The 23,079-nt window shown below is 72.0% G+C and carries 22 protein-coding genes; 11 read left to right on the top strand and 11 right to left on the bottom strand.

Annotation, left to right across the window (positions count from 1 at the left end):
- Window positions 1-3 precede the first annotated feature (3 nt).
- The 4 genes from EP26_RS10475 to hflX form a co-directional block, all read right to left on the bottom strand.
- A complete protein-coding gene (locus tag EP26_RS10475; protein ID WP_043338355.1) occupies window positions 4-1,266 on the bottom strand; it encodes an amino acid ABC transporter substrate-binding protein in 1,263 nt (420 codons plus the stop codon).
- Window positions 1,267-1,299: 33 nt separating this feature from the next.
- On the bottom strand, window positions 1,300-2,214 hold the full coding sequence (locus tag EP26_RS10480; protein ID WP_043338356.1) for a dioxygenase family protein: 915 nt from the start codon (window positions 2,212-2,214) through the stop codon (window positions 1,300-1,302).
- 68 nt (window positions 2,215-2,282) lie between these two features.
- Window positions 2,283-2,702 carry a cupin domain-containing protein gene (locus EP26_RS10485; RefSeq protein ID WP_052389025.1) on the bottom strand — a complete coding sequence of 140 codons (420 nt, stop codon included), beginning with the start codon at window positions 2,700-2,702 and terminating at the stop codon, window positions 2,283-2,285.
- Between the two features lie 71 nt (window positions 2,703-2,773).
- On the bottom strand, window positions 2,774-4,078 hold the full coding sequence (gene hflX, locus EP26_RS10490) for a GTPase HflX (protein WP_052389026.1): 1,305 nt from the start codon (window positions 4,076-4,078) through the stop codon (window positions 2,774-2,776).
- A gap of 179 nt (window positions 4,079-4,257) precedes the next feature.
- Between hflX and EP26_RS37375 the strand changes: the two genes are divergently transcribed.
- From EP26_RS37375 to EP26_RS10510, 4 genes are all read left to right on the top strand, one after another.
- The gene (locus EP26_RS37375; RefSeq protein WP_043338357.1) at window positions 4,258-5,556 is read left to right on the top strand and encodes a family 1 glycosylhydrolase; all 1,299 of its coding nucleotides are present in this window, start codon (window positions 4,258-4,260) and stop codon (window positions 5,554-5,556) included.
- Window positions 5,553-6,779 (top strand): MFS transporter, encoded by a 1,227-nt coding sequence (locus EP26_RS10500; protein WP_245624361.1) that lies wholly within the window; start codon window positions 5,553-5,555, stop codon window positions 6,777-6,779. The genes EP26_RS37375 and EP26_RS10500 overlap by 4 nt, the downstream gene beginning before the upstream one ends.
- Window positions 6,760-7,587, top strand: coding sequence for an aldo/keto reductase (locus tag EP26_RS10505; protein WP_043338358.1), 828 nt, complete (start codon window positions 6,760-6,762; stop codon window positions 7,585-7,587). The genes EP26_RS10500 and EP26_RS10505 overlap by 20 nt, the downstream gene beginning before the upstream one ends.
- 82 nt (window positions 7,588-7,669) lie before the next feature.
- On the top strand, window positions 7,670-8,407 hold the full coding sequence (locus EP26_RS10510; RefSeq protein WP_245624362.1) for a Crp/Fnr family transcriptional regulator: 738 nt from the start codon (window positions 7,670-7,672) through the stop codon (window positions 8,405-8,407).
- An 8-nt stretch (window positions 8,408-8,415) separates the two neighbouring features.
- Here the strand turns inward: EP26_RS10510 and EP26_RS10515 are convergent, their stop codons facing one another.
- The 3 genes from EP26_RS10515 to EP26_RS10525 form a co-directional block, all read right to left on the bottom strand.
- Window positions 8,416-9,573: a patatin-like phospholipase family protein gene (locus tag EP26_RS10515; protein ID WP_052389027.1), complete on the bottom strand. Its 1,158-nt coding sequence runs from the start codon at window positions 9,571-9,573 to the stop codon at window positions 8,416-8,418.
- 6 nt (window positions 9,574-9,579) lie between these two features.
- Window positions 9,580-10,620: an SDR family oxidoreductase gene (locus tag EP26_RS10520; RefSeq protein WP_052389028.1), complete on the bottom strand. Its 1,041-nt coding sequence runs from the start codon at window positions 10,618-10,620 to the stop codon at window positions 9,580-9,582.
- A 79-nt stretch (window positions 10,621-10,699) separates the two neighbouring features.
- Window positions 10,700-11,200 (bottom strand): Pvc16 family protein, encoded by a 501-nt coding sequence (locus EP26_RS10525; protein ID WP_043338360.1) that lies wholly within the window; start codon window positions 11,198-11,200, stop codon window positions 10,700-10,702.
- A 207-nt stretch (window positions 11,201-11,407) separates the two neighbouring features.
- On the opposite strand from EP26_RS10525, the gene EP26_RS10530 reads away from it, so the two are divergent.
- Together EP26_RS10530 and EP26_RS10535 are read left to right on the top strand one after the other, a co-directional pair.
- Window positions 11,408-12,457, top strand: a complete 1,050-nt coding sequence (locus tag EP26_RS10530; protein WP_043338362.1) for an isocitrate/isopropylmalate dehydrogenase family protein — start codon at window positions 11,408-11,410, stop codon at window positions 12,455-12,457.
- Window positions 12,454-14,100, top strand: coding sequence for an acetolactate synthase large subunit (locus EP26_RS10535; RefSeq protein ID WP_043338363.1), 1,647 nt, complete (start codon window positions 12,454-12,456; stop codon window positions 14,098-14,100). Before EP26_RS10530 ends, EP26_RS10535 begins: the two co-directional genes overlap by 4 nt.
- A gap of 4 nt (window positions 14,101-14,104) precedes the next feature.
- Here EP26_RS10535 and EP26_RS10540 read toward each other — a convergent pair whose 3' ends face one another.
- Both EP26_RS10540 and EP26_RS10545 read right to left on the bottom strand, forming a co-directional pair.
- On the bottom strand, window positions 14,105-15,238 hold the full coding sequence (locus EP26_RS10540) for a CaiB/BaiF CoA transferase family protein (protein WP_043338365.1): 1,134 nt from the start codon (window positions 15,236-15,238) through the stop codon (window positions 14,105-14,107).
- A gap of 74 nt (window positions 15,239-15,312) precedes the next feature.
- Window positions 15,313-15,678, bottom strand: coding sequence for a cupin domain-containing protein (locus EP26_RS10545; protein ID WP_043338367.1), 366 nt, complete (start codon window positions 15,676-15,678; stop codon window positions 15,313-15,315).
- Window positions 15,679-15,848: 170 nt separating this feature from the next.
- On the opposite strand from EP26_RS10545, the gene EP26_RS31835 reads away from it, so the two are divergent.
- Window positions 15,849-17,426, top strand: coding sequence for a PAS domain-containing protein (locus tag EP26_RS31835; protein ID WP_157033482.1), 1,578 nt, complete (start codon window positions 15,849-15,851; stop codon window positions 17,424-17,426).
- Here EP26_RS31835 and tsaD read toward each other — a convergent pair.
- Window positions 17,416-18,459: a tRNA (adenosine(37)-N6)-threonylcarbamoyltransferase complex transferase subunit TsaD gene (gene tsaD, locus EP26_RS10555; protein WP_043338368.1), complete on the bottom strand. Its 1,044-nt coding sequence runs from the start codon at window positions 18,457-18,459 to the stop codon at window positions 17,416-17,418. The genes EP26_RS31835 and tsaD overlap by 11 nt on opposite strands.
- A 41-nt stretch (window positions 18,460-18,500) precedes the next feature.
- Here tsaD and hemC point away from each other — a divergent pair, with 41 nt between their 5' ends.
- Together hemC and EP26_RS10565 are read left to right on the top strand one after the other, a co-directional pair.
- Entirely contained in the window at window positions 18,501-19,490 is a 990-nt protein-coding gene (gene hemC, locus EP26_RS10560) for a hydroxymethylbilane synthase (protein WP_043338369.1), read from the top strand.
- Window positions 19,483-20,214, top strand: coding sequence for a uroporphyrinogen-III synthase (locus EP26_RS10565; RefSeq protein ID WP_052389030.1), 732 nt, complete (start codon window positions 19,483-19,485; stop codon window positions 20,212-20,214). The genes hemC and EP26_RS10565 overlap by 8 nt, the downstream gene beginning before the upstream one ends.
- 144 nt (window positions 20,215-20,358) lie before the next feature.
- On the opposite strand, the gene EP26_RS34745 is transcribed toward EP26_RS10565, so the two are convergent.
- Window positions 20,359-20,526, bottom strand: coding sequence for a hypothetical protein (locus EP26_RS34745; RefSeq protein ID WP_157033483.1), 168 nt, complete (start codon window positions 20,524-20,526; stop codon window positions 20,359-20,361).
- On the opposite strand from EP26_RS34745, the gene EP26_RS10570 reads away from it, so the two are divergent.
- Together EP26_RS10570 and EP26_RS10575 are read left to right on the top strand one after the other, a co-directional pair.
- The gene (locus tag EP26_RS10570) at window positions 20,526-21,755 is read left to right on the top strand and encodes a COG4223 family protein (RefSeq protein WP_043338373.1); all 1,230 of its coding nucleotides are present in this window, start codon (window positions 20,526-20,528) and stop codon (window positions 21,753-21,755) included. The two genes, EP26_RS34745 and EP26_RS10570, sit on opposite strands and share 1 nt — an antisense overlap.
- Before the next feature lie 4 nt (window positions 21,756-21,759).
- The gene (locus EP26_RS10575; RefSeq protein ID WP_084112450.1) at window positions 21,760-23,079 is read left to right on the top strand and encodes a heme biosynthesis HemY N-terminal domain-containing protein; all 1,320 of its coding nucleotides are present in this window, start codon (window positions 21,760-21,762) and stop codon (window positions 23,077-23,079) included.

Below are 23,079 nucleotides of genomic sequence, written 5' to 3' on the forward strand. Positions count from 1 at the left end.
GGGTCAGGCCGGGGCGCCGTAGGGGATCCGCGGCTCGCCGGATTTCAGGTTCTCCGGGAAGAGGATCACCTTGGCGCCGGGCCTCTTGTACTTTTCGAGGTCGCCGTCGCGGATGCCCTGGAATTGCACCAGCAGGTTGCGCGGCTCCGCCCATTCGCCGTGGGCGCCGAAGCGGATGTCGCCGACGACGGTGTTGAAGGTGCTGGCGTGCATGTCCTTGGCCAGCGCCGCCTGGTCCAGCTTGCCGACGCGGTTCAGCGCCTGCTCCACCACCTGCATCTGCGCATAGGCATAGGGTTGCAGGTAATTGCCGAGCACATCCACCTGCTCCTGCACGGCGCGCGCCCGGTACTTCTCCTGGAAGGCGCGGATGCCGGGGAAGTCCATCGTCGGCTCCGGCGAATAGATGTCCCAGGTCACCAGATTGTTCAGGATGGGGCCGAGCTGCGCCTGCACCGCCGCGATCTGCGGCCCGATCATGCCGCCGCCGAACATCTGCGCGGTGATCCGCAACTCGCTGGCCGCGCGCAGGATGCCGTTGGAATCCGGAGGGTAGGAGCCGATGAAGATCAGGTCCGGCCGCGCCGACTGGATGGAGCGCAGGGTCGGCGTGAAATCGACCGTCGTCGGCGGGTAGGAGCGGTCATAGACGATGCGCAGCCCACGCTGCTTCGACAGGTAGCGCGCGCTCTCGGCCGCTTTCTGGGCGAACTCATTGTCCACGGCGAGGATGGCGATGGTCCGCGGCGGGGTCGGCAGCTTGGCCGCGACGTCGAGGAAGCCCTTGGCATAGTTGGCGCGGATGTCGTCGCCCGTGACATTCATGTTGAAGTAGCGGTCGTATTTGAACGCTTCGTTCACTCCGGCCCCGAGCAAGGTGACGTAGCACATGTTGCGCTGCATGATGACCGGCATGGAGGGCGCGATCATCACCGTCGCATAGGATGACGTGACCATGTCGACCCGATCGACATCGAGCAGCTTCGTGTAGAGGCCGGGAACATTCGCCGGGCTGCTCTGGTCGTCGTAGTAGACCAGCTCGACGGGGCGGCCGAGGATGCCGCCACGAGCATTCACATCCTCCTGCCAGATCTTGTGCGCGAGGAGGGAAGATCGTCCGTTCGGCGCCAGCCCGCCCGAGAGCGACATGGAATAGCCGATGCGGAGCGGGTTGGAGCCCTGGGCGAAGGAGAGGCCCGGCGCCGCCGCCAGCACGGTCGCCCCGGCCGCAAGCCGGCCGAGCGTCCGCCTCGTCATCCTGGTCATTGTTGTTGTCCCTCCCCGAAACCCCTGCCGCGGCTATCCTGCCGCTGGCATCAGCTTTGATGGATCAGAGCCTACCCTCCCGCCGCCATCCCCGGCGCCGAGGCGCGAGAGGCGGAAATCGTATTGCACGGCCGGCAGGTCCGCCCGCGGCGCGCCGGGCAGGCCCATCGCCTCCCGCACCACCAGCGAGCGGGAGACGCCGAAGACGGTGTCGCTGTCGATATTGGGGTCGTCGCCAAAATAGAGCGCCGTCACCAGCTCCCGGTGCCCTGGCGCGGCGACGAGGATGTGGATATGCGCCGGCCGCATCCCGTGGCGCTTCTGCTGATGGACGAACTTGCCGACCGGCCCGTCCATCGGGATGCTGTAGCCGATCGGCTTCACCGTGCGCATATGGAAGCGCCCCTCGGCATCGGCGCGGAAGCGGCCGCGCATGTCCATCACCGTGGCGTCACCCGCCTGCAGGTCGTAGAGCCCCGCGGCATTGGTCTGCCAGATGTCGATCTCCGCGCCCGGCAGCGGCCGGCCCTCGCTATCCGTCACCTGGCCGAAGATGACGATCTCTGTCCCCCCCGTGTCGTGCACGGCGATGCTCTCGCCGAGCGCGAATTCCGGCGCCTGCTCGCGGAAGAAGGGACCGAGCAGGCTGGTCTCCGTCCCCGCCGCCTCACGTCCCTCGGCGTCATGCATGAGGTTGACGAGGCGCGAGAGGCCGAGCACGTCGGAGAGCAGGATGTATTCCTGCCGGTAGGGCGTGCAGGCCTGGCCGACCGCAGTGAGGAAGGCGATGCCGGCCAGCCATTCGTCCGGCTTGAGGTTCACCTCCTGCGCGAAGGCATGCAGGTGGCGGGTCGCCGCCGCCATGATCTCCCGCAGCCTGGGATCGGGCGTCGCCGCCATCTGGGCGATCGCCTCTCGGGTGACGCTCTCGCGGTCGAGATCGGCCATGATGCCTTCCTCCCTTGTCCCTGGCGGCGAGGATTCTCCTTCCGCCTTGCGACGGTCAATCCTTGGGTTCACTCCCTCTGAGGCGGGTCGCAGGCCCGGGTCGCCATGTCGCCGGGGATGGAGAGTTCGAGGATCTCCACATCATCGGAGGTGGCGATCTCGTTATGCTTCATTCCGCCGGGAATGAGGATGGCGTCGCCCACGCCGGAGCGGGTGCGGGTGCCGTCCTCGAATTCCAGCTCCACCCAGCCCTTCAGGATGTAGATGAACTGCGCCTCGCATTCATGGGTGTGCCAGCCGGTCGGCTCGGTCATGCCGGTGATGGCCTCCATCACCTGGGCGCGGAGCTTGCCTCCCGTCGCCGCCTGCACGCCAAGGTCGCGGTAGCGGAAGAATTTGCGGCGCCCCTTCACGAAAGGCTGTTCGTCCTTCTTCGCCACGATGAGCTTGATCTCGGGGCGCGAGGCGCCCGCGACGATGCCGTCCATGGACCTTCTCCTCCGGTGTTTGAAGGGAAGGCTACACCCGGAAGGCTCCGCCGCAAGAAGGATATTGGGCGCTAGCGCTCCGCCCCCGTCTGCTGCTGCCGCTCGAAGCGGGCGCGGTCGTCGGGGGCAAGGCGCACGGTCACGTGAATGGCATCATCGCTGTCCTGCCGCCCGATCACCTCGCCATGGCCGTAGAGCCAAGCGAGCTGCGCCCCGTCCGAGGCGGGTATGTCGTAGCCGACCGTCACCATCCCCTCGGAGAGCCGCGCGTCGATCGCGCCGAAGAGGTCCGGCAAGCCCTCCCCCGTCCGCGCCGAGATGGCGATGTTGCCCGGCCGGGTCGGCACCTGGGCCGTGCCGCCGAGCAGGTCGGCCTTGTTCAGCACCTCGATGCTGCGGCGCTGCCAGTCCTCGCGCAGCGTGCCGTCCCGCACCATGCCATCGAGCACGCCGATGACATCCTCGCGCTGCGCTTGGCTGTCGGGATGGGCGGCATCACGCACATGGAGGATGAGGTCCGCCTCCGCCACCTCCTCGAGCGTAGCGCGGAAGGCCGCGACCAGCTGCGTCGGCAGCTCGGAGATGAAGCCGACCGTGTCAGAAAGGATCACCCGCCGCCCGGAGGGCAGTTGCGCGCCCCGCAGCGTCGGGTCGAGCGTGGCAAAGAGCTGGTTCTCCGCCAGCACGCCGGCGCCCGTCAGCGCGTTGAACAGCGTCGACTTGCCTGCATTGGTGTAGCCGACCAGTGCGACCACGGGGAAGGGCACGCGCCGCCGCGCCTCGCGGTGCAGGCCGCGGGTGCGGCGCACCTCCTCCAGCTCGTGCCGCAGCCGGGCAAGACGCTCGCCGATCATGCGGCGGTCCGCCTCGATCTGCGTCTCGCCCGGGCCGCCGAGGAAGCCGAAGCCGCCGCGCTGCCGGCCGAGATGGGTCCAGGACCGCACCAGCCGGCTGCGCTGGTACTGCAGATGCGCCAGCTCCACCTGGAGCGATCCCTCCCGCGTCCGCGCCCGCTCGCCGAAGATGTCGAGGATGAGGCCGGTTCGGTCGATGACCTTGCAGCCCCATTCCTGCTCGAGGTTGCGCTGCTGCACCGGGCTTAGCGCCGCATCCACCACGGCGAGGCCGATATGCTCGGCGCGGACCCGCTCGCCGAGGCTCGCCACCTGGCCGGAGCCGAGCAGCGTCGCTGGCCGCGGGTTGCGGAGGGGCAGCGCGGTACAGAACCGCACATCCAATCCTATAGAGCGCGCCAGCTCCTCCGCTTCGGCCAGTCGCGCCTCGGCGCTGCGGGCCTCCACGGCGGCATCGGCGAGGGGCAGGATCACCGCGCTCCGCATCGGCGCGGCTTCGGTGGGATGCAGGGAATCGCTCATGGTGCCGTCCGCGTCATGGATCGGGCCGTAACGCGGCGGCGTGGCCCGCGTTAACGGCGCAGCACACGAAAACGCCCCGTCCTGCCTTAGGAACTCTATCTTGCCGAATCGCGCTTAAAGGAAACTAGAGTGGAGCGGCTAGGCATGGCAGCAGATGGGATTGGACAGGGGCGCCTCGCGTGAGGCCGGCGCTCTGGGGTGGCCTCGAATGCAGCGTCCTTCGCTCCGCTTGTGGCTGGCGTGATCAGTACCGGGAAACCGGGCACCATGACCGTATCGCCGATCTCGAGGCGGTTGCCGCGCTCGGCATCCGCAGGCTGCGCTACACCGTCTCCTGGGAGCGGGTGGCGCCGGACAGCCCGCTGGAGTGCGACTGGGCCTGGCATGACGAGCGCCTGGCGGAGCTGCGCCGCCTCGGCATCGCGCCCATCCTCGGCCTTGTCCACCATGGCAGCGGGCCGGCCCGGACTGGGCTCGACGATCCGCGCTTCCCCACGCTGCTTGCGGAATTCGCCGGTCAGGTCGCGCGCCGCTACCCTTGGGTCACCGACTGGACGCCGGTGAACGAGCCGCTGACCACGGCGCGCTTCTCCGGCCTCTACGGCCACTGGTCGCCCTTCGGCACCGGCGAGGCGAGCTTCCTCCGCATCCTCGCCCATGAATGCCATGGCGTGCTGCTGGCGATGCAGGCGATCCGCGATGCCGTCCCCGGCGCGCGGCTCGTGCAGACCGAGGATATCGGCCACACCTTCTCGACCCCGCCCCTGGCCTACCAGGCGCGCTATGAAAACAGCCGGCGCTGGCTCAGCCTCGACCTGCTTTGCGGCCGGGTCGGGCGCGAACATCCCTGGCATGGCCGGATGCTCGCCGCCGGCGTGCCGGAGGCGCTGCTGGAGGATCTCGCGGCCGGCATCCCCGGCCCCATGCTGCTCGGCCTGAACTACTACGTGACCAGCGAGCGCTTCCTCGACCACCGGCCCGGCCTCTATCCGCCTGCGACCCATGGCGGGAACGGCCGCCACGCCTATGCCGATACCGAGGCGGTGCGGGTGCCGGTGCCGCTCGCCAGCACCGGCTGGCTGCCGCGGCTGCGCGACGCCTGGCAGCGCTACCCGGGCCTGCCGCTCGCCGTTACCGAGGCGCATATCGGCTGCACGGAGGATGAGCAGCTCCGTTGGCTCGCCGGATGCTGGTCGGCGGTGGAAACGTTGCGCGCCGAGGGCGCTCCCTTCGAGGCAGTGACGCCCTGGGCCTTGTTCGGTGCCGTCGACTGGTCCAGCCTGCTCACCCGTCGTGGCGGGGATTACGAGCCGGGCGCCTTCGACATCCGCGCCCCGGGTCGCCCCCGCCCGACGCTGCTGGCCGAAGGCATCGCCGCCCTCGGCCGGCATGGCCGCATCGACCATCCCTTGCTGGAGACGCCTGGCTGGTGGGCGCTGGAGGACCGCGTGCATCCCGAATTGCGGCAGACCGGTTGAGCCCCACCCGGGCACTCGACCTCCTCAACATCCTGCTCTCCGACGTCCGCTACGGGCTCGGGGCCTATCTCGGCGTCTACCTGCTGACCGAGCACCATTGGGATGCGGGCGAGATCGGCCTCGCGCTCTCCATCGGCGGGCTGGCCGGGCTGCTGGCGCAGACGCCGATCGGCCTCCTAGTCGATGCCATCCGGGCGAAGCGCGCCCTGCTCGCCGGCGCCGTGCTGGTGGTGATGACGAGTTGCCTCGTCATCCCGTTGGCACCGCAATTCTGGCCCGTCGTCCTGGCCGGCGTCGTCGGCGGGCTGGCCGGCACCTCCATCGCCCCAACGCTGGCCGCCATCTCCCTCGGCATGGTCGGGCCCGCCGCCTTCGCCCGCCGGGCCTGCCGGAACGAGGCGCTGTTCCATGCCGGCAACGGCGGAGTGAACCTGCTGATCCTGGCGATGGCGCCCCTCTTCGGCACGCCGGTGCTGTTCTGGGTGATGGCGGGGACCGGCCTTGCCAGCGCCGCGGCGGCGCTCGCCATCCCGGCCCGTTCCATCGACCATGCGGTGGCGCGGGGCCTGCTGCCGGGGGAAGCAGGCGTTGCGCCGCGCCAGGGCTGGCAGGTGCTGGCGCGCAGCCGGCCGCTGCTCGCCTTCGCCCTCACCGGCGCGCTCTTTCACATGGCGAACGGCTCCATGCTGGCCCTGGTCGCCCAGAAGCTCGCCCTGCAGAATATCGGCTGGGGCGTGGCGCTCACCGCCATCTGCGCCATCGCTGCGCAATCGGTGATGGTGCCGACCGCCGCCCTGGCCGGAGCGCGGGCCGAGACCTGGGGGCGGCGGCCGCTGCTGCTCGCCGCCTTCCTCGCGCTGGCGCTGCGCGGCCTGCTCTATACCGCCTCGGACCATCCGGCCTGGCTGATCGGCGTGCAGCTGCTCGATGGCGTCGGCGCCGGGCTGATCGGCGCGCTCTTCCCCGTCGTCATCGCCGACCTGACGCGCGGCACCGGGCATTTCGCCGCGGCGCAGGGCGCGGTCGGCACCGTGCACGGCCTCGGCGGGGTGGTGAGTGGGGCACTCTCCGGGCTCGTCGTCGTCCGCTACGGCTACGACGCCGCCTTCCTGGCGCTGGCGGCGACCGCCGGCCTCGGCGCGGCGTTGTTCTGGCTCACCATGCCGGAAACCCGGCCCCTGCCCTTCGAGAAGGACCTCGCCCATGACCATCCCGCTGCTTGAGACGGCGCTGACCCGCATGCCGGCGCTCGGCTTCGGCACCTGGCCGATGCGTGGGGCGGAATGCCAGGCGGCGGTGGAGTCCGCCCTCGGCCTCGGCTACCGCCATGTCGACACCGCCGAGATGTACGGCAACGAGGAGGCCGTTGGTGCCGGCATCGCCGGCTCCGGCCTGCCGCGCGAGCAGATCTACCTCACCACCAAGGTCTGGAACGACAAGCCAAAGGGTGCCGAGATCCGCCGCGCCGCGGAAGCCAGCCTGGAACGCCTGCGCCAGCCCTATGTCGACCTGCTGCTGATCCATTGGCCGAGCCCGCAGCTCGACCTGCCGGATGCGCTCGCCTCCCTCGCCCGGATGCGGGAGGAAGGCTTGGCGCGCGCGGTGGGCGTGGCGAATTTCCCCCTCGGCCTGCTGCGCCGCGCGGTGGAGTTGGGCATCGCCCCGCTCGCCTGCCTTCAGGTCGAGCACCATGTCTATCTCGACCAGTCCCGCCTGCTCGCCTATTGCCGCGAGCAGGGGATGGTGCTCACCAGCTACACCCCGGTCGCCAAGGGCGAGGTGTTGAAGGACGAGGCGATCGCCCGCATCGCCCGCAAGCACGGCGCGACCGCCGGGCAGGTGGCGCTGGCCTGGCTGCTCGGGATGGAGGGGGTGGCGGCCATCCCCAAGGCGGCCTCGCCGGAGCGGCAGCGGGAGAACATGGAGGCGGTGTCGCTCCGCCTCGATGCCGAGGACCGGGCGGCGCTTGCCGCGCTGCCCAAGGACCGGCGCATGGTGAATCCCGGCATCGCACCGGACTGGGATGCCTGAACCCGCCAGCCGCATCCCTCCAGCGGCTGGTGCGTTGCTGCCCTTCGGGCGACCGGAACCGCCGCCGACCAGGAGCGCCATCGTGCTGTCCAGCGACACCTGCGAAGCGGGAATTCGGAACCGGTTGCTCGCCGCCCTGCCGGAGGATGAATTCGCCCGGCTGAAGCCCAGGTTGAAGCTGGTGGAGCTGGAGCCTCGCCAGATTCTGGCGGTGCCCGAGCGGCGTATCGAGCATGTGCATTTCATCGAAAGCGGCTGGGTCTCCGTTCTCGTTCCTCTCGATGAGGGCGAGAGCGCTGAGGTCGGCCTCACCGGCGCCGAGGGCATGACCAACTGGCAGGTCGCGCTTGGCGAGGAGACCGCCGATTTCGAGACGATGGTGCAGGCCTCCGGCACCGCCTGGCACCTCGCCGTCACCGATGTCCACGACGCGCTGCAGGCGGCCCCGGTGCTGCGCAGCCTCATGATGCGCTTCGCTCTGGCGCAGCATGGCCAGCTCGCCTGGATTGCAGTTTGCAACGGTCAGCACACGATCGAACAGCGGCTCGCCCGCTGGCTGCTGATGGCGCATGACCGCAGCGAGGACGACACCATCTTCGTCACTCACGAATTCCTGTCGATGATGCTCGGCGTACGCCGGGCCGGCGTGACCATCGCCGCCGGCGGCCTGCAACGGGCCGGGCTGATCCGCTACGGCAGCGGGCGGGTCACCATCGCCGACCGCGGCGGGCTCGAAGCCACCTGCTGCGAATGCTACACCGCAGCCCGGCGCGTGCAGGAACGGCAACTCCCACGCGCCGGCATTCTCGGCTGCCGCTGACCCACCGGTCAGCCGGGCGCGGAGCGCGCCTCCACCTCATGCAGCAGCAGGCCGGGCGCCAGTACCTGCGCCGCTTCCGGCCGCGCCAGGCGGTTCAGCGCCTCCTCCATGCCGCGCTCACCCGCCGCCCAGCGGTCGGCAAGGGTGGCGCGGGAGAAGTCAAAGACCTTGCCCGCACCCGCCTCATCCTCCGCGGCGTGGTAGTTCAGCAAGACCACTGCCGCCTCGGCATGGGCGAGCAAGGCGGCCAGCTCCGCCTCCCGCTCCCGCTCCGGCGGCAGCTCGGCGGCGAGGCGGCCAACCAGCGCGCGCATGCGGTACTCGCGGATGCGGGCATTGAGCGCCTGCCGCGTCTGGTTGCCGAAGGCGAGGTCGCCCGCCCGCGCCACCGCCGCGCTGAGCGAGGCCGGCCGGCGCCCCGAGCGGGCGAAGAGCTCCACCACCAGGCATTGCAGCGGCCCTGCCCCAGGCGCATCGAGCACGATGTCGACCGGCGCATTGGTGGAGATGCCCCCGTCGGCCAGCAGCCGCCCCTCGACCTCGACCGGGGTGAAGAGCGGCAGCAGGGCGGAGGAGGCCGTGATGTGCTCCGGCCCGATCCGCGCGCCTTCGGCGGTGTCGAAGACCACGCGCTCGCCGGTTTCCACATCCGTCGCGGTGATGGTGAGGCGCGTGTCGCCGCCGTTCAGTCGCTCGAAATCGATGAATTCCGGCAGCATCCGCATCAACGGGTCGAGCTCGTAGAGTGAGGGAGCCGGTCCGAGTTCCGGCATCAGCCGCGGCCGGAACAGCGCCGGATTGCCCAGGAGCAAGGTCTGCATCGCGCTCAGCTGGTTGTACCCACGGCGCCAGAGCCCGGCCTCCGGCGGCGGGCCGAAGAACGCGCCGGTGAGCGGCATCGGCTCGGTCGCCGCCCGCTCCCAGAAGCGGCGCAGCGCGGCGACGCGCTGCCCCGGTGCGTTGCCGGCGATGATCGCCGCGTTCAGCGCCCCGGCCGAGGCGCCGAGCAGCCAGGGTGGCGCCCCGCCTTCCGCTGCTTCATAGGCGGCATAGGCCCCGGCCTCGAAGGCGCCGAGGGCGATGCCGCCCGAGAGGACAAGGGCGCGACGCGGGTCGGCAGGGACCGGGGCGGCTTCGGCTGACGGGTTCGGATGATGCATGTCCATGACGGCTTACCTCGAAACCGGGCCAGGCTTGGCCGAAGGCGCCATCGCCTCCAGCAGCCGCGCACCGGCGGTCAGGCCGAGATCGGCCATATGCATCGGCAGCGCCGCCCAGGCGAGCGGCAGCGCGGCGAGGCTGGTCGCGGTGGCGAGCGGCGCCCCGCCGGCGCCGGCCCGCTTCCGCCAGCCGCCATCGACGGCCATGCCGTCCTCGGATGGAGCGAAGAGGATGCCCGGGCTGTCGCCGCTCGGCTCGTCGGCGAGGAAGCCGCGATGCAGGCTTCGCCCCGTGAACCAGGTGGCAAGGGTCGGCGCCAGCCGCTCCTGCGCCGCGGCGATCTGGCCGAAGCCGCCGATGATCACCTCCGCCTCCGGTCGTTCGACCAGGCGCAACACGGCGTCCGCCACCTCCTCGGCGGCATAGACGGGCGGCGCCGCCTGCACGCGGCGGCCGCTGTAATTGGCGGCATGCTGGAAGAAGGGCGTGTCGACCACCGAAGGCAGCAGGGTGCAGATCTGGATGCCGGGCTGGTCCAGCACTTCCTGACGCAGCGCCTCGGACAGGCCGCGGATGGCGAATTTGCTGGCGGCATAGGCGGTGCCGTCCGGCTTCGCCGTGCGGCCGACGATCGAGGCGTTCTGCACCAGCATGCCACGGCCCTGCGTGCGGAACTGCCGCATGGCGACCTTGGCGCCGTGGACATAGCCGAAGAGGTTGATCTCGATCAGCCGCCGCCAGGCCTCCATCGGGATGGATTCCAACCGGCCGAAGGCGGCGACGCCGGCATTGTTGAACCAGACGTCGATGCGGCCGAAGCGGGCAAGGGCCCGGCGGCCAAGCTCCTCAACCTGCGCCTCCTCGGTCACGTCGGTGGGCACGGCCAGCGCCTCGCCACCCGCGGCGATGCACTCCCACGCTGCCTCCTCCAGCATGGCGGCGCGGCGGGCGGCAAGCACCACCCGGTCGCCGCGCCGGGCGAAAGCGAGGGCGGTGGCGCGGCCAATGCCGCTGGAGGCGCCGGTGATGACGATGGTGCGAGGCTCGGGCATCGGGAATCCTGTGGCTGTCATGTTGCAATGCAATATGACCAAGGGAACGAGCCGCCCCGCGTTGGGGTTCCTTCCACCCTCAACCCATGCCGGGCCGCAGCCGCATACTGTGGACCATGTAGGGCAGCAGCAGCGGCGGCGGGTCGCCGCAGGCCTCGAGAAGCTGGAGGTAGGTCTCATCCGGCAGATGCTCGAGCGTGACGACCAGCGCCTCGGCCTCGACATCACCGGGTTCGCCGGCGGACTGGATCACCGGGTTCCGCTCCAGGGCTTGCATGCAATGGCCTAGCATCGCCTGTTCCGCCGCGCTGTCGTGGCCGCGCACCGTCAGCAGGTAGCGCAGCCGCATCCCCACGCCTTCCGGCGGATCGGCCCTGGAAGCGGTCCGCAACGGCGGGGTGTTGCCAGCACTTTCCTCCGGCTGGACGCGCCAGAGAATCAGGGCGATGCCATGGCCCGGATTGGTTCGTGCCTGGGAGAGGGTCATCGCCTCCACCTCCATCCCGTGCAATTCGCCGTCGCGCTCCAGGCTGGCGCGGAGATGGCGGGTGAGGGCGGCGCTGGCGGCTGCGATGGGCATGGCGGACTCCGACGCTGTGCCGGCGCCAACGAGCAGGGCGAAGCCGGGGTTTCCGGACGGTGGTGCCGGAGGGGGTGCAGCAGGATCACCGTTCTCTCCACCGGGAGCCGGCAAGCCGCGACCGTCATCCACGAAAGTGGTATGGAGCCGGTCCATGCCGCGGCCCGTAATTGAGCTGCGGCCACACGAGGCAGAGCGGAGCCCCCCATGGGTGCACAAGAGACGAGCGGCAGCATCCCGGCGACCCTGATCCCGGGCGACGGCATCGGCCCGGAGATCACCCGGGCCGTGGTCGCGGTGCTGGAGGCGCTGGGCTCGCCCTTCGCCTGGGACGTGCAGCAGGGCGGCCTCGCCGGCATCGAGGCGCATGGCGACCCGCTGCCCGGCGTCACGCTCGATTCCATCCGCCGCACCAAGCTGGCATTGAAGGGGCCGCTGACCACGCCGGTCGGCGGCGGCTTCCGCTCCGTCAATGTCCGGCTGCGCGAGGAATTCGGCCTCTACGCCAATGTCCGCCCGGCGAAGACCATGCTGCCCGGCGGCCGCTACGAGGATATCGACCTCGTCATCGTGCGGGAGAACATCGAAGGACTCTATGTCGCCTTCGAGCACTACATCCCGATCGACGGCGACGCGCATGCCGTCGCCATCTCCTCCGGCGTCAACACCCGCGCCGGCTCGCGCCGCATCCTGGAATACGCCTTCGACTACGCAGTGAGGAACGGCCGCAAGAAGGTGACGGTGGTCCACAAGGCGAATGTGCTGAAGGCGCTGACCGGCATCTTTCTGGAGACGGCGAAGGAGGTGGCGGCCCGCTATGCGGGCCAGGTCGAGTGGGATGACCGCATCGTCGATGCCTGCGCCATGCAACTGGTGCTCGATCCCTGGCGCTTCGATGTCATCGTCACCACCAACCTCTTCGGCGACATCCTCTCCGACCTGGCGGCCGGGCTGATCGGCGGGCTCGGCACCGCGCCGGGCGCCAATATCGGCGCCAATGCCGCGATCTTCGAGGCGGTGCACGGCTCGGCGCCCGATATCGCCGGCAAGGGCATCGCCAACCCGCTGGCGATGCTGCTCGCCGCGGCGCTGATGCTGGAGCATGTCGGCCGCGGCGACCTGGCCACGCGCCTGCGCGCGGCGGCGGACGCCACGCTGACCACGGATGGCATCCGCACCCGCGACCTCGGCGGCAGCGCCTCCACCATGGAATTCGCCGAGGTCGTCATCCGCCGCCTGCGGGAGAACGGCGCATGACCAAGGGATCGGACCTGCTGGTCGCCGCCCTCGAGAACGAGGGCGTCGACCGCATCTTCGGCGTGCCCGGCGAGGAGAATCTCGACGTCGTGGAGGCGCTCCGCACCTCCTCCATCCAGCTCGTGCTGACCCGGCACGAGCAGTCCGCTGCCTTCATGGCCGCGACCTATGGCCGCCTCACCGGCAAGCCGGGCGTCTGCCTCTCGACCCTCGGGCCGGGCGCGCTGAATCTCGTCACCGGCGCGGCCTATGCGCAGCTCGGCGCCATGCCGATGGTCATGATCACCGGCCAGAAGGGGATCATGAGCAGCCGTCAGGCGAAGTTCCAGATCGTCGACACCATCGCCACGATGAAGCCGCTGACCAAGCTCAGCCGGCAGATCGTCAGCCCGGCCACCATCCCGACCCTGGTGCGGGACGCCTTCCGCGTCGCGCAGGAGGAGCGGCCGGGCCCGGTCCACTTGGAACTGCCGGAGGACATCGCGGCCGAGCGGGTGGCGAATCCGCCGCCGATGGTGCCGCCGCATCCGATCGAGATTCCGGTGGCGCATCGCGCCGCCCTCGACCGCGCGGCGGAGATGCTGCTCGCCGCCGAGCGCCCGCTGATCATGCTCGGCGCCGCCGCCAGCCGGCCGCGCGCCACCGCCGGGCTGCAGGGCTTCGTCCGCCGCACCGGCATCCCCTTCTTCACCACGCAGATGGGCAAGGGGACGGTCGCCGGCGGCACCAACCTCTACATGGGCACGGCGGCGCTCTCGGAGCGCGACTACGTGCATGAAGCGATCGAGCGGGCCGACCTCATCCTGGCCATCGGCAATGACACGATCGAGAAGCCGCCCTTCATCATGGGGCCGGGCGGGCCGAAGGTGATCCACCTCAGCTACACCGCGGCCAATGTCGAGCAGGTCTACTTCCCGCATGCCGAGGTCATCGGCGATGTCGGCCCGAGCCTCGAACTGCTCGCCGACCGCGTCGAGGGCCGCTTGCACCGGGCCGGCGCCCTGCTCGCGTTGCGCGAGGGCATCCTCGCCCGCATCGCCGACCGCGCGGAGGAGGCTCGCTTCCCGCCGACGCCGCAGCGGCTGGTGCATGACATCCGCCAGGTGATCCCGCCGAACGGCATCGTCGCGCTCGACAACGGCATGTACAAGATCTGGTTCGCGCGCAACTACCGCACCCAGGTGGCGAACACGCTGCTGCTCGACAACGCCCTCGCCACCATGGGCGCCGGCCTGCCCTCGGCGATGATGGCCTCCATGCTCCACCCGGAGCGGCGGGTGCTCGCCGTCTGCGGCGATGGCGGCTTCATGATGAACAGCCAGGAGATGGAGACGGCGGTCCGCTTCAGGCTGAACCTCGTCGTGCTGGTCCTCGTGGACAACGCCTACGGCATGATCCGCTGGAAGCAGTCGGTCGACGACTTCGCCGATTTCGGCATGACCTTCGGCAACCCGGACTTCGTGAAATACGCCGAGGCCTATGGCGCGCAGGGCCATCGCGTCGAGGCGACCGAGGCGCTGATCCCGACGTTGGAGGCCGCCTTCAAGGCCGGCGGCGTGCATCTCGTCGCGGTGCCGATCGACTATTCCGAGAACAAGCGCGTGCTGGTCGATGAGTTGAAGGCTCGGCTGCCGGTCACCTGAGGCGCTATCGCGCCTTCGGCACCGGCGCGCCGAACTCGGCATTCGCCTCGCCGAGCGCCGGGGCGCCGCGCTCCACCGGCGGCCTCGCCCGGTCGAAGGAGACCGGCAGGCCGATGCCCTTCGGCGCATCCGGCGCGGCGACAACCATCCCCAGCGCCTCGGTCTGCGGATGCGCCGCGACCGCCGCCAGGTCATGGATCGGCGAGCACGGCACGCCCGCCGCCTCCAACGCCGCCGCCCAGTCCTCGCTGCCCCGCGTTAGCATGGCCGCCTCCAGCAGCGGCAGCAGGATCTCGCGGTGCGCGATGCGGTCCTTGTTGGTTCGGAAGCGCGGGTCGGCGCCCCATTCCGGGCGGCCGAGCACGGCGGCGAATTTGGCGAAGAGCCGGTCGTTCGCCGCCGCCACCACGATCTCGCCGTCGGCCGTGTCGAAGGCCTGGAAGACGATCAGCTTCGGGTTGCCGCTGCGGTGCCGCGGCGGCTGCCGCCCCGTCTCGAAATAGCCCGCAAAATGCTGGCCCATCCAACCGAGCCCGGTCTCGAAGAGCGAGGTGTCGACCGTCGCCCCTTCCCCCGTCAGGTGCCGCCGCTGCAGGGCGGCAAGGCAGCCGAGCGCCGCCCAGACCCCGGTGCCGAGGTCCAGCACCTGCATTCCGACCCGCGCCGGCGGTGCCTCCATGCTGCCATTCACGCTGAACATGCCGGCGAAGGCCTGCACAATCGGCTCGTAGCCCGGCTTCAGCGCCAGCGGCCCGGCGGCACCGAAGGCGTGCAGCGAGCAGTAGATCAGCCGCGGGTTCAGCGCCCGCACCGCTTCCGCCCCGAGGCCCATCGCCTCCAGCGAGCCCGGCCGCATGTTCTGGACGAAGATGTCGGCGCCTTTCAGGAAGCCGCGCAGCCATTCGACCGCCGCCCTGTCCTTCAGGTCGAGCGCGATGCTGCGCTTGTTGCGGTTGATCGCGTGGAAGGTCGTCGCCGTGCCGGCATGGAAGGGCGGCCCCCAGCCGCGCGCGTCATCGCCCTCCGGCCGCTCGATCTTCACCACCTGAGCGCCGAGCAGGCCGAGGATCTCGCTGGCATAAGGGCCGGCCAGGTTCTGCCCGAGCTCGACCACGGTGATCCCCTGCAAGGGCAGCATGGCGGCGCATTCCTTCCGCGGAGGTTCCGCAGAAAGTCTGGGCGCCGCCGCCGCCCACGGTCAAGCCAAGGCGGTCAGGCCGGCTGGAAGTCGAACTCCCCATCATGCGACTGCCACTGCTGCACGGTCAGCACCTGCGCCCCGCTCTCGCTCTCATGCGGCCCGTGCACCTGTCCGGCCGGATGGGTGAGGAACCCGCCCGGCCCCAGCCGCTGCCCGCCATCGATCAGCTCGCCGCTGAGCACGTAATGCATCTCCGAGCCCTTGGTATGCGAATGCGCCGGGATGAAGCCGCCCGGCGGGATGTGGACGATGCTCGTCACCACGCCCCGCTCGGCATCCTCGTTCAGCACCTGGATGCGGAACTCGCCGCGTGCCCCTGGAATGACGAAGGGCGTCGCCGCCACCTCCGCCGCCGCCTGCCTGATCCCGTCCGCCATGCCTGTCGCTCCCCGGATTGTCGCCGGGCCAACGCCTGCCCGCCGCACCGGGTTGCCGCCCCGCTCCCGATCTGTTGACCGCCCGATCATGGCCTGACGGGTTCCGCAGCACACGCGATGCAGCATTGTGCCCACCGCTTCCCTCAACCCTGGCGCGTCAAACGGCATTGGTGACACTCCGCTTCATCGGCCTGCGCGCGTTGCCGCCTCTGCTGCTGGCTCCGGCGGCGCTTGTCCTGGCGGCGCTCGCCCTGTGGCAGGCGGATGCTGCGAGCCGCGCCCGGATCGCCCTGCCCGTCTTCCTGCTCTTCGCCCTCGCCCTCGTCATCGCCATCCGCCTCGCCCGCCGTACGGCCGAGCGCGACCGCGCCCGCGCCGGCGAGGCGGATGGCGAGCGCCGCTTCCGTGCCCTGGCCCGCGCCGGCGCCCTGGTGCTGTGGCGCGGCGATGCCGAGGGCGCCATCATCGAGGCCGAGGGCTGGACGGAACTCACCGGCCAGAGCCTGGAGGCGCTGCGCGGCACCGGCTGGCTGGAGATGCTGCACCCCGCCGACCGCGCCCCGACCATCGCCGCCTGGGCTGCCGCCCGCGCCGCCCGGGAGCCGGTCGATATCGAGTACCGCATCTGGATACGGGCCGGCGCCTGGCACTGGGTCCGCGCCCGCGCCGTGCCGACCGGGGAGGAATGGGTCGGCCTCATCGAGGATGTGCATGAGCGTCGCCAAGCCGCCCTCGACCTTGCCGAACGGCAGGAGAAGCTCCGCCTCGCCCTCGATGCCGCCCGGCTGGTGAGCTGGGAATACGATGTGAACGCCGATCGCGGCCGCCGCATCAGCCGCCTCGACGAGGTGGTGGACGCACCCGTGCTGCCAAGCTTCACCCTGGCCGACTGGGCGGCAGCCGTGCATCCCGAGGACCGGCCGGTGGCACTGGCCCGGCTGCAGGCCGCCATCGCCGGTGAGGCCGCCGAATTCACCGCCGAATTCCGCGTCGCCCGCCGCCCGCCGGCCGAGGGCTGGGCCTGGGTCTCCTCCCAGGGCGCGGTGACGGAGCGGGACCCGACGACCGGGCGGGCGCTGCGCCTCTCCGGCATCTCGCGCGATGTCAGCGAGCGGCGCGAGGCGGAGCAGCGTCGCCTCCTGCTGATGCGTGAGGTCGACCATCGCGCCAAGAACGTGCTGGCCGTGGTGCAATCCGTCCTTCGCCTCACCCGGCGCGACCGGCCTGAATCCTACATGGCGACCGTGGAGGCCCGGGTCGCCGCCCTCGCCCGCGCCCATACGCTGCTGGCGGAGAAGGGCTGGGTCGGCGCCGATCTCCGCCTCCTCGCCGAGCGCGAGCTTGCCGGCTGCCCACCGGACGCGGTGCGGCTGGAGGGGCCGTCGCTCGCCATCGGCGCCGGCGCGGTGCAGCCGCTGGCGATGGTGCTGCACGAACTGGCGACCAATGCGGTGAAGCATGGTGCCGCCTCGGTGCCGGCGGGGCGGATCAACCTCGCCTGGCGGCTGGAGGATGGTCAGCTCCGCCTCGACTGGAGCGAGCGCGGCGGCCCGCCGGTGCGAGCGCCGGCCGGGCGCGGCTTCGGCACGCGAATGCTGGAGGCGGTGCTGCGCGGTCAGCTCGGCGGGACGCTGGCGCTCGACTGGAAGCCGGATGGGCTGGAATGCCGAATCGCCCTGCCCGCCGCCCGCGTCCTGGCGGGTGCCGACCCCGCCCCGGTCCGTCCCGACCCGCAGCCTACGCCGTGAGCTGATCCAGCGGCCAGCGCGGCCGCGGCGCGTGGCCGAGCGGGTCGGCCAGGCCGCGCCGCAGCCGCTCGATCCCGGCCCAGGCGACCATCACCGCATTGTCGGTGCAGAGCCGGATGGGCGGCGCCACCAGCGCCAGCCCCCGCTCCCCCGCCACGCGGCCGAGCGAGGCGCGGATCGCCGCATTGGCCGCGACGCCGCCGGCGACGACCAGCGCCGTCGCCCCCGGCAGCATATCGAGCGCATGCCGCGCCCGGTCGGCCAGCACCGCCGCCACCGCTGCCTGGAAGCCGGCGGCGAGGTCGGCCCGGTCTTGCGCTGGCAAGGCGCCCGGCGGATGCTTCGCCACCGCATGGGCGACGGCCGTCTTCAGCCCGCTGAAGGAGAAGTCGCAGCCCGCCCGCCCGAGCAGCGGCCGCGGCAGGGTGAAGCGGCCGGGATCGCCGCCCGCCGCCAGCCGCTCCAGCGCCGGGCCGCCGGGCCAGGGCAGGCCGAGCAGCTTGGCGGATTTGTCGAAGGCCTCGCCCACCGCGTCGTCGAGGGTGGTGCCGAGGCGCCGGTACTGCCCGACCCCTTCCACGGCGACGCATTGGCAATGCCCGCCCGAGAGGAGCAGCAGCAGGTAGGGGAAGCGCACCCCGCCCTCGACCAGCCCCGGCAGGGTCGCGGTCAGCGCATGCGCCTCCAGGTGGTTCACCGCGACGAAGGGCAGGCCATGGGCGATCGCCAGTCCCTTGCCCAGGCTCGCCCCGACGATCAACCCGCCGATCAGCCCGGGCCCGGAGGTGGCGGCGATGCCGGCAAGGTCGCCGAAGCCGAGCCCCGCCTCCGCCATCACTCGCGCGGCGAGGCCCGGCAGGTGCTCCAGATGCGCCCGCGCCGCGATCTCCGGCACCACGCCGCCGAAGGCCGCATGCTCCTCCAGCTGGCTCAGCACCGCCTCGGCGAGGATCGTCCCATCCGCCCGCAGCACCGCCGCCGCCGTCTCGTCGCAGCTCGATTCGAGGCCCAGCACCGTGGCCGAGGCGTCCATCTGCACTTTCCCCTTGTTCGCTGCGGTTCTATGACGCCGCGATGCCGCTCGACGATACCCTTGCCAAGGTTCCGCGCCATGGCCGCGCCCTGCCGCTACGCGTCGGCACCCGCGGCTCGCCGCTGGCGCTGTGGCAGACCCGACACTTCCTGTCGATCATCACCCGCGTCTGCCCGGTGCTGCGGGCGGCCGAAGCCTTCGAGGAAGCGGTGATCGCCACCTCCGGCGACCGCATCCAGGACCGGCCGCTGGCGGATATCGGCGGCAAGGGCCTCTTCGCCAAGGAGATCCACGAGGCGCTGCTCGACCGGCGCGTCGATTTCGCCGTGCACAGCCTGAAGGACCTGGAGACGGAGCTGCCGGCCGGCATCAGCCTGGCTTGCACCCTGGCGCGGGAGGATGCGCGGGACGCCATCGTGCTCGGCCCCGGCTGCACGCCGCCGGACCCGGCCGACCCCTATGGCTGCCTGCCGGCAGGCGCCCTGATCGGCACCGCCTCCGTCCGGCGGCAGTCGCAGATCCTGCATGCCCGGCCCGACCTGCGCTGCGCGGTCATCCGCGGCAATATCCAGACCCGGCTCGGGCGGGTGCGGGGCGGCGACTTCACTGCCTCCTTCCTGGCGCTGGCCGGTCTGCGCCGGATGGGCCTCGAGCGCGAGGCGGGCGTCGTCCTCGATGCCGAGGCGATGGTCCCGGCCGCGGGCCAGGGCATTGTCGGCATCACCTGCCGCAGCGCGGATACCGAGCTGCTGGAGTTGCTCTCCGCCATCGAGGACCGCGCCGCGGCGGCGGTCAGCCGGGCGGAGCGTGCGCTGCTCGGCGCACTGGACGGGTCCTGCCGCACGCCGATCGGCGGCCATGCGCGGCTGCTGCCGACCGGGGCGCTGCACCTCACCGGCCTCGTCGCCCGGCCGGATGGCAGCTTCCTGCTGAAGCGCTCCGTCACCGGCGCGGCGGCGGATGCGGTGCGGCTCGGTGCCGCCCTCGGTGCGGAGCTGAGGGCCGACAGCCCGGCCGATCTCTTTGCCTGAGGCCGTGCTCGTCACCCGGCCGGAGCCGGGGGCGGAAGAGACGGGACGCCGCCTCGCTGCCCTCGGCTGGGAGCCGGTGCTGGCCCCTGCCCTGCGCCTCGCTCCGCGTCCCATGGCCGCCCCCGCCGGCGTGCAGGCGCTGCTGCTGACCAGCCGCGCTGCGGCCCGGGCAGTGCGCCCCGGCCCGCTGCCGGCGGGCCTGCCGGTCCTCGCCGTCGGCGAGGCAACAGCGGCCGAGGCCCGGCATAGCGGCTTCGTGAAGGTCGAGGCCGCGGCGGGGGATGCCGCCGCACTGGCGCAACTGGCGGCTGCACGGCTGGACCCGGCGGCCGGGCCGCTGCTGCTGGCGGTTGGTCAAGGATATGGGCTGGAGGTGACGCTGGCGCTCAGGCAGAGCGGCTTCCGGGTGCAACGCCGGGTTGCCTATGCCGCCGCCCCGGCGCCCGCATTGCCCGATCGGGCCAGGAACGCCCTGGCCGATGGCCGGGTCGTTGCCGCGCTGTTCTTCTCGCCGCGTTCGGCCCATTGTGCCATCTCCTTGTTCCACGAGGCCGGGCTGGCCGAAACCGCCGCGTCGGTCATGGCGTTGGCGCTGAGCCCCAGGGTCGCGGCGGCGCTGCGAGCAGCACCCGCCCCCCTGGCGTGGCGCGCCGTGCAGGTCGCCGACCGGCCCGACCAGGACTCGCTTCTGCAACTGCTCGGACCCAGGTTAGCGAAACGATGAGCAAAGCCCCCGACCCGAAGCCGAAGGCCTCGCGCGCCGCCACGCCCAGCCGGCCGCCGAGCGAAGCCCCAGCCGCCACGCCCGCCAGCCCGCCGGGCGCTGCCCCGGCGGCGCGGGCGGAGTCGATCCCGGCCGCTGCGGGCATCACGCCGCCGCCCGCGGCGCCCGTTGCCGCGCCCGCACCGGCCCCCGCCGCGGCACCAGCACCGGCGCCCGCCGCGGTCCAAGCCCCGGCTCCGGCCCCGACCCCGAAACCGGCGATGGCCTCACCGCTGCCGCCACCTCCCCCTCCCCCACCACGGAATTCGCCATTGAACGAGCCTGGACCGCAGCCTTTCATCGGCAAGCGAATCGACCCGGCGGCCATCGTCATCGGCATCGGCGGCGTGGTGCTGGTGATGGCCCTCTGGTGGCTGCTGACGACGCCGCGCTCTTCGCAGGAGGCCAACGTCGATCCGGCCCGCGTGGCGCAGATCGAGCAGCGGCTGACGGCGCTCGACGGGCTGCGCGGCGAGGTCGGCGCGCTGAACGGGCGCATTCAGCAGGTGCAGCCGCTCGAGGCGCGCATCAAAAGCCTCGAAGAGCGGCCGGTGGCGACCGACACCCGGCCCATCGAGACCCGCCTCGCCGCGCTCGGCGAGCAGGTGGCGGCGAATGAGCGCAATTCCGGCCAGGCCAATGAGCGCGACACCGCGGTGGAGCGCCGGGTGCAGGCGCTGGAGGCGCGGCCTGCCGTCGATCCCGCCGGCTTCGCCCAGCGCGATGCGGTGGAGCAGCTCTCCGGCCGCGTCGAGCGGCTGACCGAGCGCGTCGAGCAGCAGGCCGGGAGCCTCGACGGCCGGCTGCAGGACCAGGCCCGCGCCGCCGAAGGGCGCCTCGCCGCGCAGGACAAGGCGGTGCAGGACCGGCTGGGTGCGCTGGAGGGCACGCTCAACCAGCGCATCACGGCGCTGGAGGGCACGCTCAACCAGCGCATCACGGCGCTGGAGGGGACGCTCGGCCAGCGCATGGCCGCGCTGGAGCAGGCGCAGCAGCGACTGGCGGCGATCGAGGGGCGCACCGCCCGCCTCGCCGCCATCGACGGGCTGCGCGGCGCGCTGACGGCCGGGCAGCCGCTCGGCGCGGCGCTCGGTCGCATCGAGCAGCCGCCGCAGGCGCTCTCCCGCTTCGCCCAGTCGGCGCCGCCGACCGAGGCCTCGCTGCGCCTCTCCTTCGAGGATGCGGCCAAGGCAGCGCGCGCCGCCTCCGACGCCGCGCAGCAGGGGCCGGACGGCACCCGCGCGGGCGTGGTGGACAGCGCCCTCTCCCGCCTCGGCGGGCTGGTGACGGTCCGCCGCGGCGACCAGGTGGTCTGGGGCGATGCGGCGGAAGCCGAGATCGAGCGCGCCCGGCGCGCGCTGGAGGCCGGGGATATCGAGATGAGCCTGCAGCATATCGACAAGCTGCCGCCGCAGGCGCGGCAGGCCATGCAGGGCTGGGCCGATCAAGCCCGTGCGCTGATCGCGGCGCGCGCGGCGCTCCGTCAGCTGGCGGCGGGCTGAGCCGATGGCGCGCGCGATCTGGGTGCTGCTGCTCCTCGGCATCGGCACCGCCGCCGCCATGTGGCTCGCGGAGCTCGGCGGCACCGTCGAGATCAAGGTGGGGGATGCCTGGATCGGCACCAGCTTCCCCATCGCCCTGCTGATCCTCTGCCTCGCCTTCCTGGTGCTGCACGGCATCCTCAGCCTGATCGGCGCCATCCGCCGCTGGCCGGGGCGGGCGCGGAACCGCCGCGCCTGGCGCCACCGGCATGACGGCGACGCAGCGCTGACGCGGGCGCTGGTCGCGCTCTCGGCCGGCACCGCGGAGGCGGCGCGGCTGGAGGTGCGGAAGGCCCGCAAGCTGCTCGGCGATACGCCGCAGACCCTGCTGCTGGCGGCCGAGGCGGAGCGCCTCTCGGGCCATGACGAGGCCGCCGCCGCCGTTTTCCGCCAGCTTGCGGAGCGGGACGATGCACGCTTCATCGGGTTGCGCGGCCTGCTGCGGCAGGCGATGGCGCGGGGCGACTGGAATGCCGCCCTAGCCCTCGCCAAGGAGGCCGAGGCGGTGCAGCCCGGCGCCTCCTGGCTGCGGGAGGAGCGGGCGCAGCTCGCCCTTCAGACGCGCAATTGGCGCGAGGCGCTGAGCCTGGCGCCGGCGGATGCGCCCCGTGCGCCGCTCGCCCTGGCCGCGGCCGGGCAGGAGCCGGACGGGGCCAAGGCGGCGGAGCTGGAGCGGCAGGCCTTCCAGGCCGACGCCACCTTCGCCCCGGCGGCCATCGCCCATGCCAGGCGGCTGCGCGGCGAGGGCAGCCCGCGCCGCGCCAAGGGCGTGTTGGAGGAGGCCTGGGCGGCCGCGCCGCACCCGGACCTAGCCGAGCCCTATCTGGCCGACGATACCGACCCGCTGGCGCGGGTGAAGGCGGTGGAGCTGCTGATCCGCCGCAACCCGACGGCGGCCGAGAGCCGGCTGCTGCTGGCGCGCGTCTCGCTGGCGGCCGGGCTCACCGGCCGGGCGCGGGGCGCGCTGGAGGCGGTGGTGAAGTCGGGCGAGGCAGATCGGCGGGCCTATCTGATGCTGGCGGAGCTGGAGGAGGCGGAGCATGGCGAGACAGCCGAATCCCGCGCCGCCCAGGCCCGCTGGCTGCGCGAGGCCGCAGGCGCCCGGCCGGAGCCCCGCTGGCGCTGCGGGCATTGCGGCACGGAGCACCGGCGCTGGGCGCCGGTCTGCGAGGCCTGTGACACCGCCGGGCGCATCGCCTGGGCGGCGGAGCCGACGGTGGACCGGGATGCCGCGCCCATCGGTGGGAAGGCGATCAGCGGGCCTTTGCAGGCCGTGACCGGCTGA

It is taken from the genome of Belnapia moabensis DSM 16746 (assembly GCF_000745835.1).
Lineage (GTDB): Bacteria > Pseudomonadota > Alphaproteobacteria > Acetobacterales > Acetobacteraceae > Belnapia > Belnapia moabensis.

Coding starts and splice junctions, on each gene's coding strand:
- EP26_RS10515 (WP_052389027.1), bottom strand. CDS start 9,573: ATGGACATGCATCATCCGAACCCGTCAGCCGAAGCCGCCCCGGTCCCT.
- EP26_RS10545 (WP_043338367.1), bottom strand. CDS start 15,678: ATGGCGGACGGGATCAGGCAGGCGGCGGCGGAGGTGGCGGCGACGCCC.
- EP26_RS10505 (WP_043338358.1), top strand. CDS start 6,760: ATGACCATCCCGCTGCTTGAGACGGCGCTGACCCGCATGCCGGCGCTC.
- EP26_RS10535 (WP_043338363.1), top strand. CDS start 12,454: ATGACCAAGGGATCGGACCTGCTGGTCGCCGCCCTCGAGAACGAGGGC.
- EP26_RS10520 (WP_052389028.1), bottom strand. CDS start 10,620: ATGCCCGAGCCTCGCACCATCGTCATCACCGGCGCCTCCAGCGGCATT.
- EP26_RS10540 (WP_043338365.1), bottom strand. CDS start 15,238: ATGCTGCCCTTGCAGGGGATCACCGTGGTCGAGCTCGGGCAGAACCTG.
- tsaD (WP_043338368.1), bottom strand. CDS start 18,459: ATGGACGCCTCGGCCACGGTGCTGGGCCTCGAATCGAGCTGCGACGAG.
- EP26_RS10525 (WP_043338360.1), bottom strand. CDS start 11,200: ATGCCCATCGCAGCCGCCAGCGCCGCCCTCACCCGCCATCTCCGCGCC.
- hflX (WP_052389026.1), bottom strand. CDS start 4,078: ATGAGCGATTCCCTGCATCCCACCGAAGCCGCGCCGATGCGGAGCGCG.
- EP26_RS10480 (WP_043338356.1), bottom strand. CDS start 2,214: ATGGCCGATCTCGACCGCGAGAGCGTCACCCGAGAGGCGATCGCCCAG.
- EP26_RS34745 (WP_157033483.1), bottom strand. CDS start 20,526: ATGGCGAATTCCGTGGTGGGGGAGGGGGAGGTGGCGGCAGCGGTGAGG.
- hemC (WP_043338369.1), top strand. CDS start 18,501: ATGCCGCTCGACGATACCCTTGCCAAGGTTCCGCGCCATGGCCGCGCC.
- EP26_RS10475 (WP_043338355.1), bottom strand. CDS start 1,266: ATGACCAGGATGACGAGGCGGACGCTCGGCCGGCTTGCGGCCGGGGCG.
- EP26_RS10575 (WP_084112450.1), top strand. CDS start 21,760: ATGGCGCGCGCGATCTGGGTGCTGCTGCTCCTCGGCATCGGCACCGCC.
- EP26_RS10530 (WP_043338362.1), top strand. CDS start 11,408: ATGGGTGCACAAGAGACGAGCGGCAGCATCCCGGCGACCCTGATCCCG.
- EP26_RS10485 (WP_052389025.1), bottom strand. CDS start 2,702: ATGGACGGCATCGTCGCGGGCGCCTCGCGCCCCGAGATCAAGCTCATC.